The sequence below is a fragment of the Achromobacter piechaudii NBRC 102461 genome, assembly GCF_001571245.1.
In the GTDB taxonomy this organism is placed as follows: Bacteria; Pseudomonadota; Gammaproteobacteria; order Burkholderiales; family Burkholderiaceae_B; genus Achromobacter; species Achromobacter piechaudii.
The window spans coordinates 448972-463274 of record NZ_BCTK01000001.1; the positions used below are offsets into that span (position 1 = coordinate 448972).

The 14303-nt window shown below is 65.3% G+C and carries 12 protein-coding genes; 7 read left to right on the forward strand and 5 right to left on the reverse strand.

What is annotated here, in order from left to right; translation table 11 throughout:
* Positions 1-118: 118 nt before the first annotated feature.
* The 3 genes from lpxK to API01S_RS02205 are packed head-to-tail and all read right to left on the reverse strand — an operon-like array spanning position 119 to position 2198.
* Complete coding sequence (lpxK, locus tag API01S_RS02195) at positions 119-1159, reverse strand: tetraacyldisaccharide 4'-kinase (protein ID WP_050730077.1); 1041 nt, start codon at positions 1157-1159, stop codon at positions 119-121.
* A complete protein-coding gene (locus API01S_RS02200; RefSeq protein ID WP_006220287.1) occupies positions 1156-1569 on the reverse strand; it encodes an ExbD/TolR family protein in 414 nt (137 codons plus the stop codon). The genes lpxK and API01S_RS02200 overlap by 4 nt, the downstream gene beginning before the upstream one ends.
* On the reverse strand, positions 1566-2198 hold the full coding sequence (locus API01S_RS02205; RefSeq protein ID WP_039883346.1) for a MotA/TolQ/ExbB proton channel family protein: 633 nt from the start codon (positions 2196-2198) through the stop codon (positions 1566-1568). The genes API01S_RS02200 and API01S_RS02205 overlap by 4 nt, the downstream gene beginning before the upstream one ends.
* 352 nt (positions 2199-2550) lie before the next feature.
* Between API01S_RS02205 and xseA the strand changes: the two genes are divergently transcribed.
* The 6 genes from xseA (at position 2551) to pcaF (ending at position 12709) form a co-directional block, all read left to right on the forward strand.
* On the forward strand, positions 2551-3918 hold the full coding sequence (gene xseA, locus API01S_RS02210) for an exodeoxyribonuclease VII large subunit (protein WP_006220285.1): 1368 nt from the start codon (positions 2551-2553) through the stop codon (positions 3916-3918).
* A gap of 87 nt (positions 3919-4005) precedes the next feature.
* The gene (locus tag API01S_RS02215; protein ID WP_156487046.1) at positions 4006-7059 is read left to right on the forward strand and encodes an ankyrin repeat domain-containing protein; all 3054 of its coding nucleotides are present in this window, start codon (positions 4006-4008) and stop codon (positions 7057-7059) included.
* A gap of 138 nt (positions 7060-7197) precedes the next feature.
* Positions 7198-7776, forward strand: a complete 579-nt coding sequence (sodB, locus tag API01S_RS02220; protein ID WP_050730078.1) for a superoxide dismutase [Fe] — start codon at positions 7198-7200, stop codon at positions 7774-7776.
* A gap of 277 nt (positions 7777-8053) precedes the next feature.
* Positions 8054-9760, forward strand: coding sequence for a methyl-accepting chemotaxis protein (locus API01S_RS02225; RefSeq protein ID WP_006220281.1), 1707 nt, complete (start codon positions 8054-8056; stop codon positions 9758-9760).
* Between the two features lie 116 nt (positions 9761-9876).
* The gene (locus API01S_RS02230) at positions 9877-11304 is read left to right on the forward strand and encodes a chloride channel protein (RefSeq protein WP_082306103.1); all 1428 of its coding nucleotides are present in this window, start codon (positions 9877-9879) and stop codon (positions 11302-11304) included.
* Between the two features lie 199 nt (positions 11305-11503).
* Positions 11504-12709, forward strand: coding sequence for a 3-oxoadipyl-CoA thiolase (gene pcaF / locus API01S_RS02235; protein ID WP_050730080.1), 1206 nt, complete (start codon positions 11504-11506; stop codon positions 12707-12709).
* A gap of 112 nt (positions 12710-12821) precedes the next feature.
* On the opposite strand, the gene API01S_RS02240 is transcribed toward pcaF, so the two are convergent.
* A complete protein-coding gene (locus API01S_RS02240) occupies positions 12822-13223 on the reverse strand; it encodes a DUF192 domain-containing protein (protein WP_232294762.1) in 402 nt (133 codons plus the stop codon).
* Between the two features lie 203 nt (positions 13224-13426).
* Positions 13427-13672 carry a cold-shock protein gene (locus API01S_RS02245; protein WP_006220277.1) on the reverse strand — a complete coding sequence of 82 codons (246 nt, stop codon included), beginning with the start codon at positions 13670-13672 and terminating at the stop codon, positions 13427-13429.
* Positions 13673-13899: 227 nt separating this feature from the next.
* On the opposite strand from API01S_RS02245, the gene clpS reads away from it, so the two are divergent.
* On the forward strand, positions 13900-14214 hold the full coding sequence (gene clpS, locus API01S_RS02250; protein ID WP_006220276.1) for an ATP-dependent Clp protease adapter ClpS: 315 nt from the start codon (positions 13900-13902) through the stop codon (positions 14212-14214).
* The last annotated feature ends 89 nt before the right edge of the window (positions 14215-14303 follow it).

Genomic DNA, 14303 nt, shown 5'->3' on the forward strand with positions numbered 1-14303 from the left:
GCGGGGTAAGGACCGGCTCGCCCTGGCGCAATTGGATTTTGCCTGCGTCAGGACGCGAAGGGCGATAAGCGCATTCCTGCTTCAGACGCGCCGCCGCCCGCCAATCGGGACAGATCGATCAGGTCGGGGCGCGCAGGCGCAGCGCCTGCGCCAGCCAGTCGAACAGCTGCGGATCAGAAAAAGCCGCCTGAACTGGCACTTCCCACAGGCGCCGGTCGTGCAGCGCAGCGCATTTGATGGCGTCCTTGGAGGTCACCAGGATCGTATCGGCCGACAGCGACTGGAATGGCGATTCCGCGTAGTCGTGATGGTCAGGCAGGGGCAGCGTCGCTTCCGGTTCAATGCCGGCCGCGCGCAACGTGGTGAAGAACCGTTCCGGGTTGCCGATGCCCGCCGCCGCCGCGATACGGGGCTGTCCGGCGAACGCGGACAGCGGACGCGTGGCGCCGTCTTCGATGTGGCGGGCGTCGCCCGGTTCCAGCCACATCCGCACCGGGCGCGGGCGCGAGCCGCTGTCGGCGGGGCGGCCGTCCGGCTCGCCGATGTTCGTGACCACCACATCCACGTCCCGCAGGCGTTGGGCGGGCTCGCGCAGCGGGCCGGCGGGCAGCAGCCGGCCGTTACCCACGCCACGCGCATCCTGCACCACGATTTCGATATCTCGCGCCAGCGCCAGATGCTGCAAGCCATCGTCGGACACGATGACGTCCACCTCGGGGTGCGCGTGGAGCAGGGCGCGGGCAGCCAGAGCGCGCTTGGGGTGCACGGACACCGGCGCGCCGGTGGCGCGCGCGATCAGGGCCGGTTCATCGCCATAGAGATTGGCCGCCAGCGCTCCCACGCCGACACGGGCGTCGGGGCCGATCTTCACGCCATAGCCCCGGCTGACCACGCCAGGGGTGAACCCGCGCGCGCGCAGCCCTTGCACGGTGGCGATCACCACGGGGGTTTTGCCGGTGCCGCCGACATAGATGTTGCCCACGACGACCACGGGCACGGGCGCGCGGTAACTGGGCTTGGCGCCGCTTGCGTACGCGGCGCGCTTGCGGGCCACCGCCCACGCGGTCAGCGCGGCCAGCGGCGACAGCAGCGTCGACAGCCAGCCGCCATGCTGCCACTGGCGGGCCAGCAGCGACGGGGACGAACGCGGGGTGCTCACCGGGATGTCTGGGCGGCGAAGTTGACGCGGCCGATGCCGGCCAGGCGGGCGGCTTCCATGACGTTGATCACGGACTGGTGGGTGGCCTGGGCGTCGGCATTGATGATGACCAGCGGTTCGGTCTTGCCCGCGGCTGCTTGACGCAACACCTCGGCGATTTCAGGCGGGGTGGACACGTCGATAAGCGTGCCGTTCAGGGCATAGCGGCCGTCCTGGCTGACGGCCACTTCCAGCGCGGGCGGCGTGTCCTGCTCGGACGAAGCCTGTGGCAAGGTCACTTTCAGCTGCGTGAATCGCGTGAACGACGTCGTGGCGGCCAGGAAGATCAGGATGACCAGCAGGACGTCGATGAGCGGGATCAGGTTGATGTCCAGCTCGTCGCGATCGCCCCGGGAACCGCGGAAATTCATGAACGCCCCTCGCGCAGCGGCGGCGTGGCAGGCACGGGCGATACGGCCCGCACCAGTCGGGAAGCCGATTGCTCCATGGCGCTGAGGTAGTTGTCGACCCGACTGCGCAGGTAGCGGTGGGCGATCATCGCGGGGATGGCGATGAGGATGCCGAAGCCGGTGTTGTAGAGCGCAATCGAGATGCCGCGCGCCAGTTGGGCGGGATCGCCGCCGCCAGGGGTGTACGAACCGAAAATTTCGATCATGCCGACCACGGTGCCAAAAAGGCCCATCAGCGGGGCGACGACGGCAATCGTGCCGATGGCGGGAATGTAGCGGCTGAGATCATGGGCGACGGCGCGGCCGGTGTCTTCGACCACATTGCGCAGTTCTTCGCGCGGCAGATGACGATGCCGCATCACTTCGGCCAGAACGCGGCCCAGCGGGGAATTGCGTTCCAGGCGATTGATGGCTTCGGGGGTGTCCTGGCGGTTGCGGAGCATGTCCACGACCTGATCGTTCAGGCCCCGGGGCAGGATCAGGCTGCGGCGCAGGGAGAGGAAGCGCTCGAAAATCAGCGCCAGTCCCAGCACGGATGTCGCCAGCAGGGGCCAGATGGGCCAGCCGGCCTCGCGCAAAATGGAAAGCAAAGCGTTCAACTCCCGGGGGGGCCAGGGCGGGAAAATCGCTCGCGCCGAGGTATCAGATCAAGCCGAAACTGTAACGGTGCGGCGGCTTTGTGGCAAGGCGGGAAGGGTCCGAATTATCCACAGAAATTGTGGATAATTCTGTGCAAAACTTCGCCGGAACGCTTGCGGGCACAGGGCTGGCGCTTGTTTGCTTCAATTGAGCGCAATGCTGAAATATAAAAATCTATATAAATATCAATGACTTATTAGAAATTTATTGGCTCTCGGGCCGGTCGCTGCAAAAAATCGTGGACGCGGTATCATTGCGCCCCGCTACGTATGCCCTGTGGACAGGTACGCATCGGAAAGCCTTATGACAATTGAATTTGCAGTCACAAACAACGCATTCACGCGGGATATCCTGACAGTTGCCCAGCTAAACCAAGCAGTGGGGCAGTTGTTGGAGCGCAGCATCCCGGCGTTATGGGTGCGCGGCGAGATTTCGAACTTCACGCAGGCGGCATCCGGGCATTGGTACTTCACGCTCAAGGACAGCCGGGCTTCGGTGCGGGCCGTCATGTTCCGAAGCCGCGCCAGCGCGGTGGGGTTTGTGCCGAAAGCGGGCGATCAGGTGGAAATCCGGGCCCGGGTGTCCCTGTACGAGCCGCGTGGCGACTATCAATTGCAGGCCGACGCCATGCGCCGGGCCGGCCTGGGCAACCTGTATGAAGCCTTTTTGCGGCTGAAAGAACAGCTGGCCTCGGAAGGCCTGTTCGATCCGGCTCGCAAGCGCGAGCCCGTGCGGCTGCCACGCGCAATCGGGGTCATTACCTCGCTGCACGCCGCCGCATTGCGCGATGTGCTGTCGGCGCTGGCCCGGCGCGCGCCGCAAGTCCCCATCATCATCTATCCGGCCCCGGTTCAGGGCGCGGACGCCGCCAGCCGCCTCGCGGCCCAGGTGCGGCTGGCCAATGCCCGCGCTGAAGTCGACACGCTGCTGCTGGTGCGTGGCGGCGGCAGCATCGAAGATCTGTGGAGCTTCAACGACGAGGACCTGGCGCGCCAGGTCGCGGCAAGTGAAATTCCCGTCATCAGCGGCGTGGGTCACGAAACCGATTTCACGATCGTCGACTTCGTGGCCGACGTGCGCGCGCCGACGCCCACGGCTGCGGCCGAACTGGCCTGCGTGCCGCGTTCGGAGTTGATGGGCCGCGTGATGCAGTCCGCCCAGGCCATGGTCCGTGGCCAGCAACGGCGGCTGGAACGCGCGGCGCAGCGGCTGGACCGTGCGTCGGCGCAGCTCGTGTCGCCGTCGCAACGGCTTGAACATCAACAGGAACGCCTGAACAGCCTGCGTTTTCGTCTGGCGTCCGCATGGTCCGGTCCGCAAGGCCGGCGCTCCGCTCGCGTCAATCTACTGACGCAGCGTCTGGCGCATCGCGTGCCGGATACCGGCCGCGCCGCCGACCGGCTGGCCGGCGCCGCCCGCCAATTGGGGCAGGCGCACGCGCGTCTGCTTGTGCAGGGCCGCAACCGGCTGGCGGCGGCCACGGCGCAGTTGCGTGCGCTTGATCCAGGCAATACCTTGTCTCGCGGTTACGCGATCGCGCGTGACGCCGACGGCCGCATCGTGCGGGACGCGGCCACCTTGGCGGCGGGGCAGGCGCTGGATCTGAGCTTCGCGCAAGGGGGCGCGCAGGTCCAGGTGCAGCAGACGCGCAAGACTCGCGACGCGGGTTGACCGAACGCTGACCGGCGCTCGGCCAGCGCCGGCCGCGTCTGGCTGGGCGGCAGTGCAAGACACCTGAATGCACCTTGGGGCAACACAATGCGGCACGACGAACGCGGGGGTTGGATAGCTCGTATCCTGGCCGGATCGGCCATCGTGTTGGGCCACGCGGTGGCCGTCCAGGCCGCGACGTCGGCAACCATCAGCGAGGGCGTGAAAGCGGACCCCACGAAGGTCGAATCCAGCGCCCGCCAGCAGGCGGCAAGCGCGCCAGCCGCCGATAACTGCGATTGCCAATCGCCATACCGAATCTATAAAGAAGCCGACACCCCTGCAGCCCGCGCGCTCTTTGCCGCCGTGCTTGCGAACGACGCCGATGCTTTTTCCAGCGCGCTGACCCAGGTGGAGCGGCCCGGCGACTACGCGCTGGACGGCGTGCCCCTGCTGCACGCACTGCTCAAACCGCCGTCGGCCTTGCGCAACAAGGACGTGTACTGGAGCATTTCGCCCCAGGACGCCGACAAGCTGCGCCAGGCCTATCACGCGATTCTGCCCGCACGCATACGCATGTTGGCCGCGCTTCTTGCCACCAAGCCGGCGCTGGACGACGTTACCTACGAATCCCGCCGTCCCCCGCTGCATCTGGCCCTGCTGGCCGGCACGCCCGACATCATGGACATGCTGCTGGCTGCCGGCGCGAATCCCGATCAGCGCAACGACGAACGACGCACGCCGCTTGAATTCCTCTTGCATCGCGATTTCGAATTTGCGGTGCGCATGACGTATCTGCCGCGCCTGGTCGATCGTGCGGCGATGACGCGCATGGTGCTGGCCTTGTTCAAGGCGGGGGCCTCCAAGCCCTACGCCGATGCGGGCGCCGACGTGGCGGATTTCCTGGCCTGGGAGCCCATGGTGGAACTGACCGAAGGCGCCGCGCCGCTGCAAGCCCTGGCCGCCACCGGCACCAAGCCCGCCTATGAAGACGGCCTGACCGCCTTGGCGCTGGCTGCCTACCTGGGCGATGCCGGCGCGGTTTCCGCGCTGATGGCGCTGGGGCCGCGCCACATTCCCGCCACCGGCTACGGCGAAACCGGCCAGCGCGATATCTGGCTGGATGCGGCGCAAGCGGCGGTGCAGGGCGGCCATCCCGATATCGCCGCGCAACTGCTGCAAAAAGACATGCCGTTCGCGCAACGCGGGCCGCAGACCGGATCCAGCACCACGCTGTTCACCAAGGTGCAGCTGGACACCCAGCCCATCATGAATCTGGCCGCGCGCCAGGGCGATGTGCAAACCCTGCAACGGGTGTTGGCGCTGGGCGCGCCCGTCGATGGCGACCCGCTTGACGCCTACGGCAACACGCCGCTTGCCGATGCGGTCCAGGCGCGCCAGCCCGCCGCCATCAAGCTGCTGCTGGCTGCGGGCGCCGATCCTCGCGTCAAGCGCGAAGGCTATGACTTGAAATCGGCCGTGGACATCGCCGTGCAGTCGGGCGACGCCGCGTCGCTGCGGCTGTTTGCCGACGCGGGCTTCGATCTCAAAACCCTGGGCGATGACGCCATCCGGCGCGCGCTGGAGAACCGCGATACGGCCTTGGCGTTGATGCTGATCGAGGCCGGCGCACTTGCCGATCCCCGGCAGGCTGCCGGGGATCGCGGCGACCGCGCGCCGCTGTTGCTGCTGGCCGCCACCTCGGGCCAGACGTCCGTTGTCGATGCGTTGCTGGCCAAGGGCGCGGACCCCGTCGGCCTTGCCGCCGATGGCGAAAGCGCGCTGTATTGGCTGATCGGCAGGCAAGACACGGCGATGCTGGACCGGCTGCTGCGTGCCGGGGCCAGGCTGGACGACCCGCGCCTGCCGCGTGCCCCCGCCGCCTATGCCCTGCTGAACGCGGCGGTGGCCTCGGGCGATATGGCGCTGGTGCGCCGGATCAGTCAGGCGACTGGCCAGCCGGTCGCGCAGGCCTGCCTGCCGGAAGGAGGTGAATCCAATCTGGTGGCCGAGCCGCGATACGTGGCGGCGCTGCAAGCGGCCGGATTCACCGGCAAGCCGACCGCCTGCGCGCCCGATGCTGCGCCGCTGCCGCGACGCATCGTGTCGCAACTGCTGCACAGCCGGCAATGGTATGTGGCCAGGTACGACGACCTGGTGCCGCTGCTGCGTTTCGTCAACGCTACTGGCGGGTCGCTGGATGCCGCGCTGGACAATGGCGACACGCCGTTGACGACCGCCATCCAGCTGGGCCGCGCAGACCTGGCCCGCGCGATGCTGACGGCTGGCGCGCGTCCCGATCAGGCGGACGCGTCGGGCCGCAGCCCGGCGTGGGTGGCCTTGCAGACCGGCCAACCCGAGATGTTGTCCTTGCTGGCGCGGCACGGCGCGCGCCTGGACAAGGCGGCCGCGCCGCCTGCCCTGTCGTTTGCGTATGCCTTGGCGTGCCAGTCCGCGCCGGCCTTCCAGCAGGTCGTGCAAGCGGCTGGCGTGTCGTTGACGGCAGCGTGCACCCCAGCCACGCAGGGCAGGCGCGCAGGCGCGAAATCGGCCAGCAAATCCGCCGAGGCCACGGGCCTGCCTGGTCACTATTATTTGCGCGGCGTGCGCGAAGTGGGCAGCGAGCTGCTGCTGTCGCCAGACGGCAGCTTTGACTACATGATGAGTTACGGCGCGGTCGATATTTCAGCGCGTGGCGCGTGGCGTCACGACGGCAGGCAGGTGTTTCTGGACACGCCGCCGATTCAACCGTATTCGGCTGTCGCCGGCGTGCGCGCCGAGGGCAAGCCCGCCAAGCCTGACCAGCTGACCGTGCGCGTGTTCTACCGTGACCGCCCCGTGAAGATCGACGTGGCGATGTCCTCGTCGGACGCCGACCACGGCGGCGCGCCACGCCAATCCGAAGGTGCGGACGGCATCAGCGCGCCGATCGCACCGGGCGCCTTGCGCGCGTTGGCGGTGTTCGTGCCATTGCCTTCCGGAGCGCGCTGGCATCAGGTCGACATCAGCAAGCTGGATGCCGACGCGCGCGCCATCCGCATCGATCTTGACGTGCCCGAACAAGCAGCCGGCACGCCGATGCACAAAACGTTCACCGTTCACAAAGACGGCGCGCTGATCGAGTCGGACCAGCGCAGGGAACTGCGATACGAGAAAGAGTAGCGTTCACAAAAAAACTCTGGCGGCTTGGACTCATGCACGGCGTTAACCCCGCGCGGGCGCGGGGTTAACGCGGTATCCTCATTAGTTGCCGATACAATTGACCGGCTTGATCGTGCACTCAACAGAAGGAACCAACACATGGCACATACTCTTCCCCCCCTGCCTTACGAACTCGACGCCCTGGCCCCGCACATTTCCAAGGAAACGCTGGAGTTCCACTACGGCAAGCATCACCAGACTTACGTCACGAACCTGAACAACCTGATCCCGGGTACGGAATTCGAAACGCTGTCGCTGGAAGACATCGTGAAGAAGTCCTCGGGTGGCATTTTCAACAACGCCGCTCAAGTCTGGAACCACACGTTCTACTGGAACAGCCTGGCTCCCAAGGCCGGCGGCGCACCCACCGGCAAGCTGGCTGACGCCATCAACGCCAAGTGGGGCAGCTTCGACGCTTTCAAGGAAGCGTTCAACAAGTCGGCAGCCGGCAACTTCGGTTCGGGCTGGACGTGGCTGGTCAAGAAGGCTGACGGCTCGGTCGATATCGTCAACACCAGCAATGCCGCCACCCCGCTGACCACGGCCGACAAGCCGCTGCTCACCTGTGATGTCTGGGAACACGCGTACTACATCGACTACCGCAACGCGCGTCCCAAGTACCTGGAAAACTTCTGGGCACTGGCGAACTGGGATTTCGCCGCCAAGAACTTTGGCTGATCGCTAAAGACTAGCCGGGCCGCATAAGCGGCCCCCAACGAAAAGCCCCTTGTGCATTGCCAAGGGGTTTTTTATTTCGTTCAGAAAAAATTCAGCTGTCAAAATCCTGTCGATTGTCGATTTCATTCCAGGGAAATAACAAAGAAACAACCTTTTCTTTAGGGTTATCCCTAGGAATTCAGCCCGCTATTGTTGCCAGTGGTCAGGGGTTGAACCACGGGGCCAACGGATCGCGGCGTGCCCGCTATAAACCGGGGTATCTACAGGGAAGGGAAGCATGTTTCGCTTATTTTCAGGCTTGCGCATTGGGGCGCGCCTGTCGGGTGCGTTTTTGCTGGTGGCAGTGATTGGCGGTGCGATTGGAGCCTTTGGCGTTTGGGGGCTGTCCCGCATCAATGAATTGAATGACCGCTTGTACGACACCGAGCTGCGCGGCATCTCGGATCTGAAGGAAGCCAACCTCAACCTGATCTATGCGGGGCGCGCCCGCAGCGGCTACCTGGCCGCCAGCTCCGAGCAAGATCGTCAGGCATTGAAGAAACAGTTCGACGAAGCCGTCAAAACCATGGACGTGCTGCGCGAGAAAGCCGCGCAAAACTTCCACGAGGAAGAGGGCAAGCGCCTGCTGGCGCAGTTCGTCGAGACCGAGCAGGTCTGGAAGCGTGAGTCCGAGGCCTTCTTCGCAGCGGCGCAATCGCAATCGCTGACCCAGACGGATCCGCGCGTTGCCGAGATCGAAAAGCGCGTCATCGCTTCGTCGCAAAAGCTCGACGACCTGATGACCGACCTGGCGGTGGGCAAGGAAAAAGCCGCCGCGCAATCCGTGGATGCAGGCACGGACCTGTACGGCACCGTGCGCCTGGTGATGATCATCCTGGCGATCGCTGGCGTGGTGATCGGCATGTTGCTGGGCTGGCTGGTGACGCGCGGCATCGTGCGACCGTTGGAGCAGGCCGTGAAGGCGGCGCGCCAGGTCGCCGCGGGTGATCTGACCACCGACATCCAGGTCGCCACGCGCGATGAAACCGGCGACTTGATGACGGCGCTCAAGGCCATGAACGAGAGCCTGGCGCGCATCGTCGCGGACGTGCGCGACGGCTGTGAAAGCATCGCCTCGGCGTCTTCGCAGATTGCGCAGGGCAACTCCGACCTGTCGCAACGCACCGAAGAGCAGGCATCCTCGCTGGAGGAAACGGCCGCGTCGATGGAAGAGCTGACCAGCACCGTGCAGCAGAACGCGAACAACGCCAGCGAGGCCGACCGCCTGGTGACGCAGGCATCCAGCGTCGCCGTGCGCGGCGGCGAAGTGGTGGAAGGCGTGGTTCAGACCATGAGCGCCATTTCCGATAGCTCGCGCCGCATCGCGGATATCACGGGCGTGATCGACGGTATTGCATTCCAGACCAACATCCTGGCGCTCAACGCCGCCGTGGAAGCGGCCCGCGCGGGCGAGCAGGGCCGTGGTTTCGCGGTGGTGGCAGGCGAAGTGCGCACCTTGGCGCAACGCTCGGCCGTTGCGGCCAAGGAAATCAAGGCGCTGATCGATGAATCCGCCACGCGCGTGCAGGGCGGCACCCGCCAGGTCGACGAAGCGGGCCGAACCATGCGCGAAGTGGTCGATAGCGTTCGTCAGGTAGCGATCCTGGTGCGCGAAATCGCCAGCGCCTCGGAAGAGCAATCGTCCGGTATCGGACAGGTCAATCAGGCCGTGGCGCAGATGGACACCGTGACGCAGCAGAACGCCGCCTTGGTCGAAGAGGCCGCCGCAGCGGCCGCCAGCATGCAAGAGCAGGCCGGACGACTGGCGCAGGAAGTGCGCCGCTTCAAGGTTGATGCGGGCGCGGGGTCGGCGCGTGGCGCCGAGCCCCGGCTGGTGCAGCCCGCTTCGGTCGCGGCGCGCAAGCCCGTAGCCGCGGCCCCGCGCGCAGGCTTGGCGCGCCCGGCCCTGGCGCATGCATCGGACGACGACTGGTCCTCGTTCTGATGCGACGGCGCGGCCGCGCGCGCAAGCGTGCGCCGCGCCGCGTCGTGTGAAATTGTGGGCTGGGAGTCAGGTGAGGATGTTAAGGTTAGCGACTTTCCGCCGCACGCCAGCAGCCCATGAGCCTGACTGAACCCTTCCGCCGGATGTCCACCGCCGTACGCCGCCGTATGCGGCGCAAGGTGCGCCAGATCAACCGCCTGTCGCGCAAGAGCCTGCAAATGGCGCTCTTGCTGGGCGGGGCAGCGCTTGTCGCGATGATGTCGCTGGGTTTTGCGTATCTGGCCGACAAGGCGCTGGACTGGAACCGCGAGTGGGTGGGCCACAACGGCTGGCTCGCCTTGGTGGTGCTGCCTTTCAGCCTGGCCGCGCTGCGCTGGCTGACGTTGCGCTTCGCGCCCAACGCGTCCGGCAGCGGCATCCCACAAGTCATCGGCGCATTGTCATTGCCACCCGGCGTCAGCCAGAACAGTCTGGTGTCGCTGGGCCAGACGCTCTGGAAAATTCCCTTGGCTTTCTTTGGCATGCTGGCTGGCGCCTCCATCGGTCGCGAAGGCCCGTCGGTGCAGGTGGGCGCGGCGCTGATGCTTGCCTGGGGCGATTTCTGGAAGCGTCGCGGCGTGAAGCTGCGCGGCTTCCATGCCAATGAATTGATCGCGGCCGGGGCCGCAGGCGGCTTAGCCGCCGCGTTCAATGCGCCGCTTGCCGGCGTCATCTTCGCCATTGAAGAGTTGGGCCGGGGCACGGTGCTGCGCTGGCAACGCCTGGTATTGATCGGCGTGCTGGCCGCGGGCTTTCTCGTGGTCGCCGTGCAGGGCAACAACCCTTATTTCGGCGTGTTCGGTGGAGCGCCGCTGGCGCACGGCATGGTGATGTGGATCGTCATCTGCGGCGCGATCAACGGCGCGTTGGGCGGCATTTTCGCGCGCCTGCTGGGCAAAGGCGTGTCAGGCGCGGCCCCTGCGGCATGGCGTGCCTGGATCCGCGCGCATCCCATCTGGACGGCTTTCATCATGGGGTTGGTGCTGGCCGTGATCGGCCTATGCACGGCGGGCTCCGTGTACGGCACCGGCTACGGCGTGGCCGCCGATCTGCTGTCGGGCCACGACGCGGCGCCGGTCGGCTTCGGGCTGGCCAAGCTGGCCGCAACCGTCGCCTCGTATTGGGCAGGCATCCCGGGCGGCATCTTCACGCCCGCGCTGACCACCGGCGCAGGCATCGGCCAGCACATTTGGGAGCTGGCGGGCGAGGGCGTGGACCAGCGCGTGCTGGTGCTGATTTCGATGGCGGCCTTCCTGGCGGCCGCCACCCAGGCGCCGCTGACGGCCAGCGTGGTGGTCATGGAAATGACGGGCAGCCAGCCGATGCTGTTCTGGTTGCTGGTCGGGTCATTGCTCGCCTCGGGCGTGTCTCGCCAGTTCTGCCCGCAGCCGTTCTACCATCTGGCGGCCGGTCGTTTTCGCCGGCAAGCCATCGTGGAGACGGGCCGCGCCGCGCAGTCCGGAACGGCGACCGCGCCCGCGAAGCCGCCCGCCTCCCAAGCCTGACAGGCGAGACCGATTACTAAGAAAGCGACGGCGTACAGCGGTTTCCCGCCAGCACGCCGCGCCTCCGCACACGATCAGGGTGAACACCTACCGGACACTGTCCGTGTGGCGGACACGACGCGACTGCACCAACTTGGCGCGAAATGCGGTGCGCTAAGATCGTCCGATCCCGAATTTTTCACTTCACTCCGAGCTTCCCATGACCGTGAATGCCTTTATTTGTGATGCGATCCGCACCCCCTTCGGCCGCTATGGCGGTGCGCTGGCCAGCGTGCGTCCCGACGATCTGCTGGCTGTCGCCATCAAGGCGCTGGTAGCGCGCAACCCCGGCGTGCGCTGGGAAGAACTGGACGACGCCATCATGGGCTGCGCCAACCAGGCCGGTGAAGACAACCGCAACGTGGCCCGCATGGCGACGCTGCTGGCCGGCCTGCCCATCGAAGTGCCCGGCGCGACCGTCAATCGTCTGTGCGGTTCGGGCCTTGACGCCATCGGCACCGCCGCCCGCGCCATCCGCGCAGGCGAAGCCGGCCTGATGCTGGCTGGCGGCGTGGAAAGCATGAGCCGCGCGCCTTTCGTCATGGGCAAGGCCGACAGCGCGTTCTCGCGCAACGCCGCCATTTTCGACACCACCATCGGCTGGCGCTTCGTCAACAAGCTGATGAAGGCGCAGTACGGCGTCGACTCGATGCCCGAAACGGCCGAGAACGTTGCTGACGACTTCAACATCAGCCGCGAAGACCAGGATCTGTTTGCGCTGGCCAGCCAGCAAAAGACGGCTCGTGCCCAGAAAGAAGGCGTGTTCGACGCTGAAATCGTGCCGGTCTCGATCGCTCAGAAAAAGGGCGACCCGATCGTGGTGTCCAAGGATGAACATCCGCGCGAAACCAGCCTGGAATCGCTGGCCAAGCTCAAGGGCGTGGTTCGCGAAGGTGGTTCCGTCACGGCCGGCAACGCGTCGGGCGTGAACGACGGCTCCGCAGCGCTGCTGCTGGCGGATGAAAAGGCCGCCGCCCGCCATGGCCTGACCCCGCGCGCGCGCGTGGTCGGCATGGCCACCGCCGGCGTGGCCCCGCGCATCATGGGTATCGGCCCGGCGCCCGCCACGTTGAAGGTGCTGGCGCAGACGGGCCTGACGCTGGACCAGATGGACGTCATCGAACTGAACGAAGCCTTTGCCGCGCAAGGGTTGGCCGTGTTGCGTCAATTGGGCATCGCCGACAACGACCCGCGCGTGAACCCCAACGGCGGCGCAATCGCCCTGGGTCACCCGCTGGGCGCGTCGGGTGCTCGCCTGGCCACCACCGCCATCAACCAGCTTGAACGCACCGGCGGCCGCTACGCGCTGTGCACGATGTGCATCGGCGTCGGCCAGGGCATCGCGCTGATCATCGAACGCGTCTAAGCCGAAAGTGTTGTTTTTTTCGCCGCGCGCGACGCGGCGGAATCAAAAAGGGAGCCCCTCGGGGCTCCCTTGTCATTTCTATAAGGCTCGCTGGCGCCCTCTGCCGCCCGGGTCAGGGCAGCCCGTCTATTTTCCGGCCCGCCTTGATGCCATGCTCGTCGAACCAGCCCTGGGCCATTTCAAGGGCGTAGCGCACGGGCTTGCGCGCGCAATGCGGATCTTCGGTCTGGGGCGCCATGTCGTCGATGTTGACGATCGTGCCGTCGTCGGCGATAAAGGCTATCGAGAGCGGCAAGAGGGTGTTGCGCATCCAGAAGCACTGCACGTCCGGGCGCTCGAAGACAAACAGCATGCCGTCATTGCCGGGCAGCTCTTTGCGGAACATCAGGCCTGCCTGACGCGTGGCGTCCGTGTCGGCGACCTCCGCGCGGATAATATGGATTCCGGCCGACAGTTGCGTCGTGGGCAAGGCGGGTTGCGGGCCAGTTTGCGCTTGTGCGCCGGTAGCCAGCATCAAGGCCGCTGCAGCCACCGTCGCCGATAGGGCTCTCAGGAATGCGGGTTTAAAGAACGCTGTCTTGAACAACGCAGGGATGACAGGTAATAACTTCGCATTCTTCGGCATGAGCGGCGGGAGTAAAAAGAAAATAACAAGGCGGGGCCCGAAAGCCCCGCCTGGATAATGGTGCAACCTTACCGTTGCACTGTAGAGGTAAGTCAGGCAGCCGTAATATTAAGCGCCTGTTTGCCCTTGGGCCCCTGGATGATTTCGAAAGCCACTTTCTGGCCTTCCTTCAGGGTTTTAAAACCATTCATCTGTATGGACGAGAAGTGGGCGAACAGATCTTCACCGCCGTCGTCGGGCGTAATGAAGCCAAACCCCTTTGCATCGTTGAACCATTTGACGGTACCCGTCGATTTGGGATTGTCCCCTTGGACGGCGGTTGCGGTCGTATCAGACATGCGGACTGCCTCATTGAATCGTATGTTGACAGAAGGGCATCTCGGTCTAGACCTCTGTCCCCCCCTCCGGATTCCTGGCAGATTTTCGATGAGTTGAAAACCCCAGAATGCGCTGATAATGCGCCGCTTTTCTTCGTGTCGTCAAGTATGGAAACTACGTATTTCTGCGTGTAATTTTGAGTAAGTTGCGCGTTAGGCGTCCCCAGTTTAAATAGAATAGCCGCCCTATGAGTTCTACCTTGGATACCCAGCATGATTTGGCCGTCGAGAAGGCACCGGCACGCGCCGCGCCGCCTCCGATGTATCAGGTTTTGCTGCTGAACGATGACTACACGCCGATGGAATTCGTCGTGAAAGTCCTGCAAAAATTCTTCAATAAAAATCATGAAGAGGCCACGCGGATCATGTTGCAAGTGCATCACGAAGGTCGCGGAGTCTGCGGGGTATATCCCCGTGATCTCGCTGCCACCCGCATCGCGCAGGTAGGACAGTATGCGCGGGCGCGCCAGCACCCACTGCAATGCGTGATGGAACCTGTTTAATACTTAGAAAGAAGACGCCGCCCTGACAGGCGGCGTTCTGCCGTGTGCCGTTGGCACGGCAGTATCCGCGTTTGAGAAGCGCGCGGATC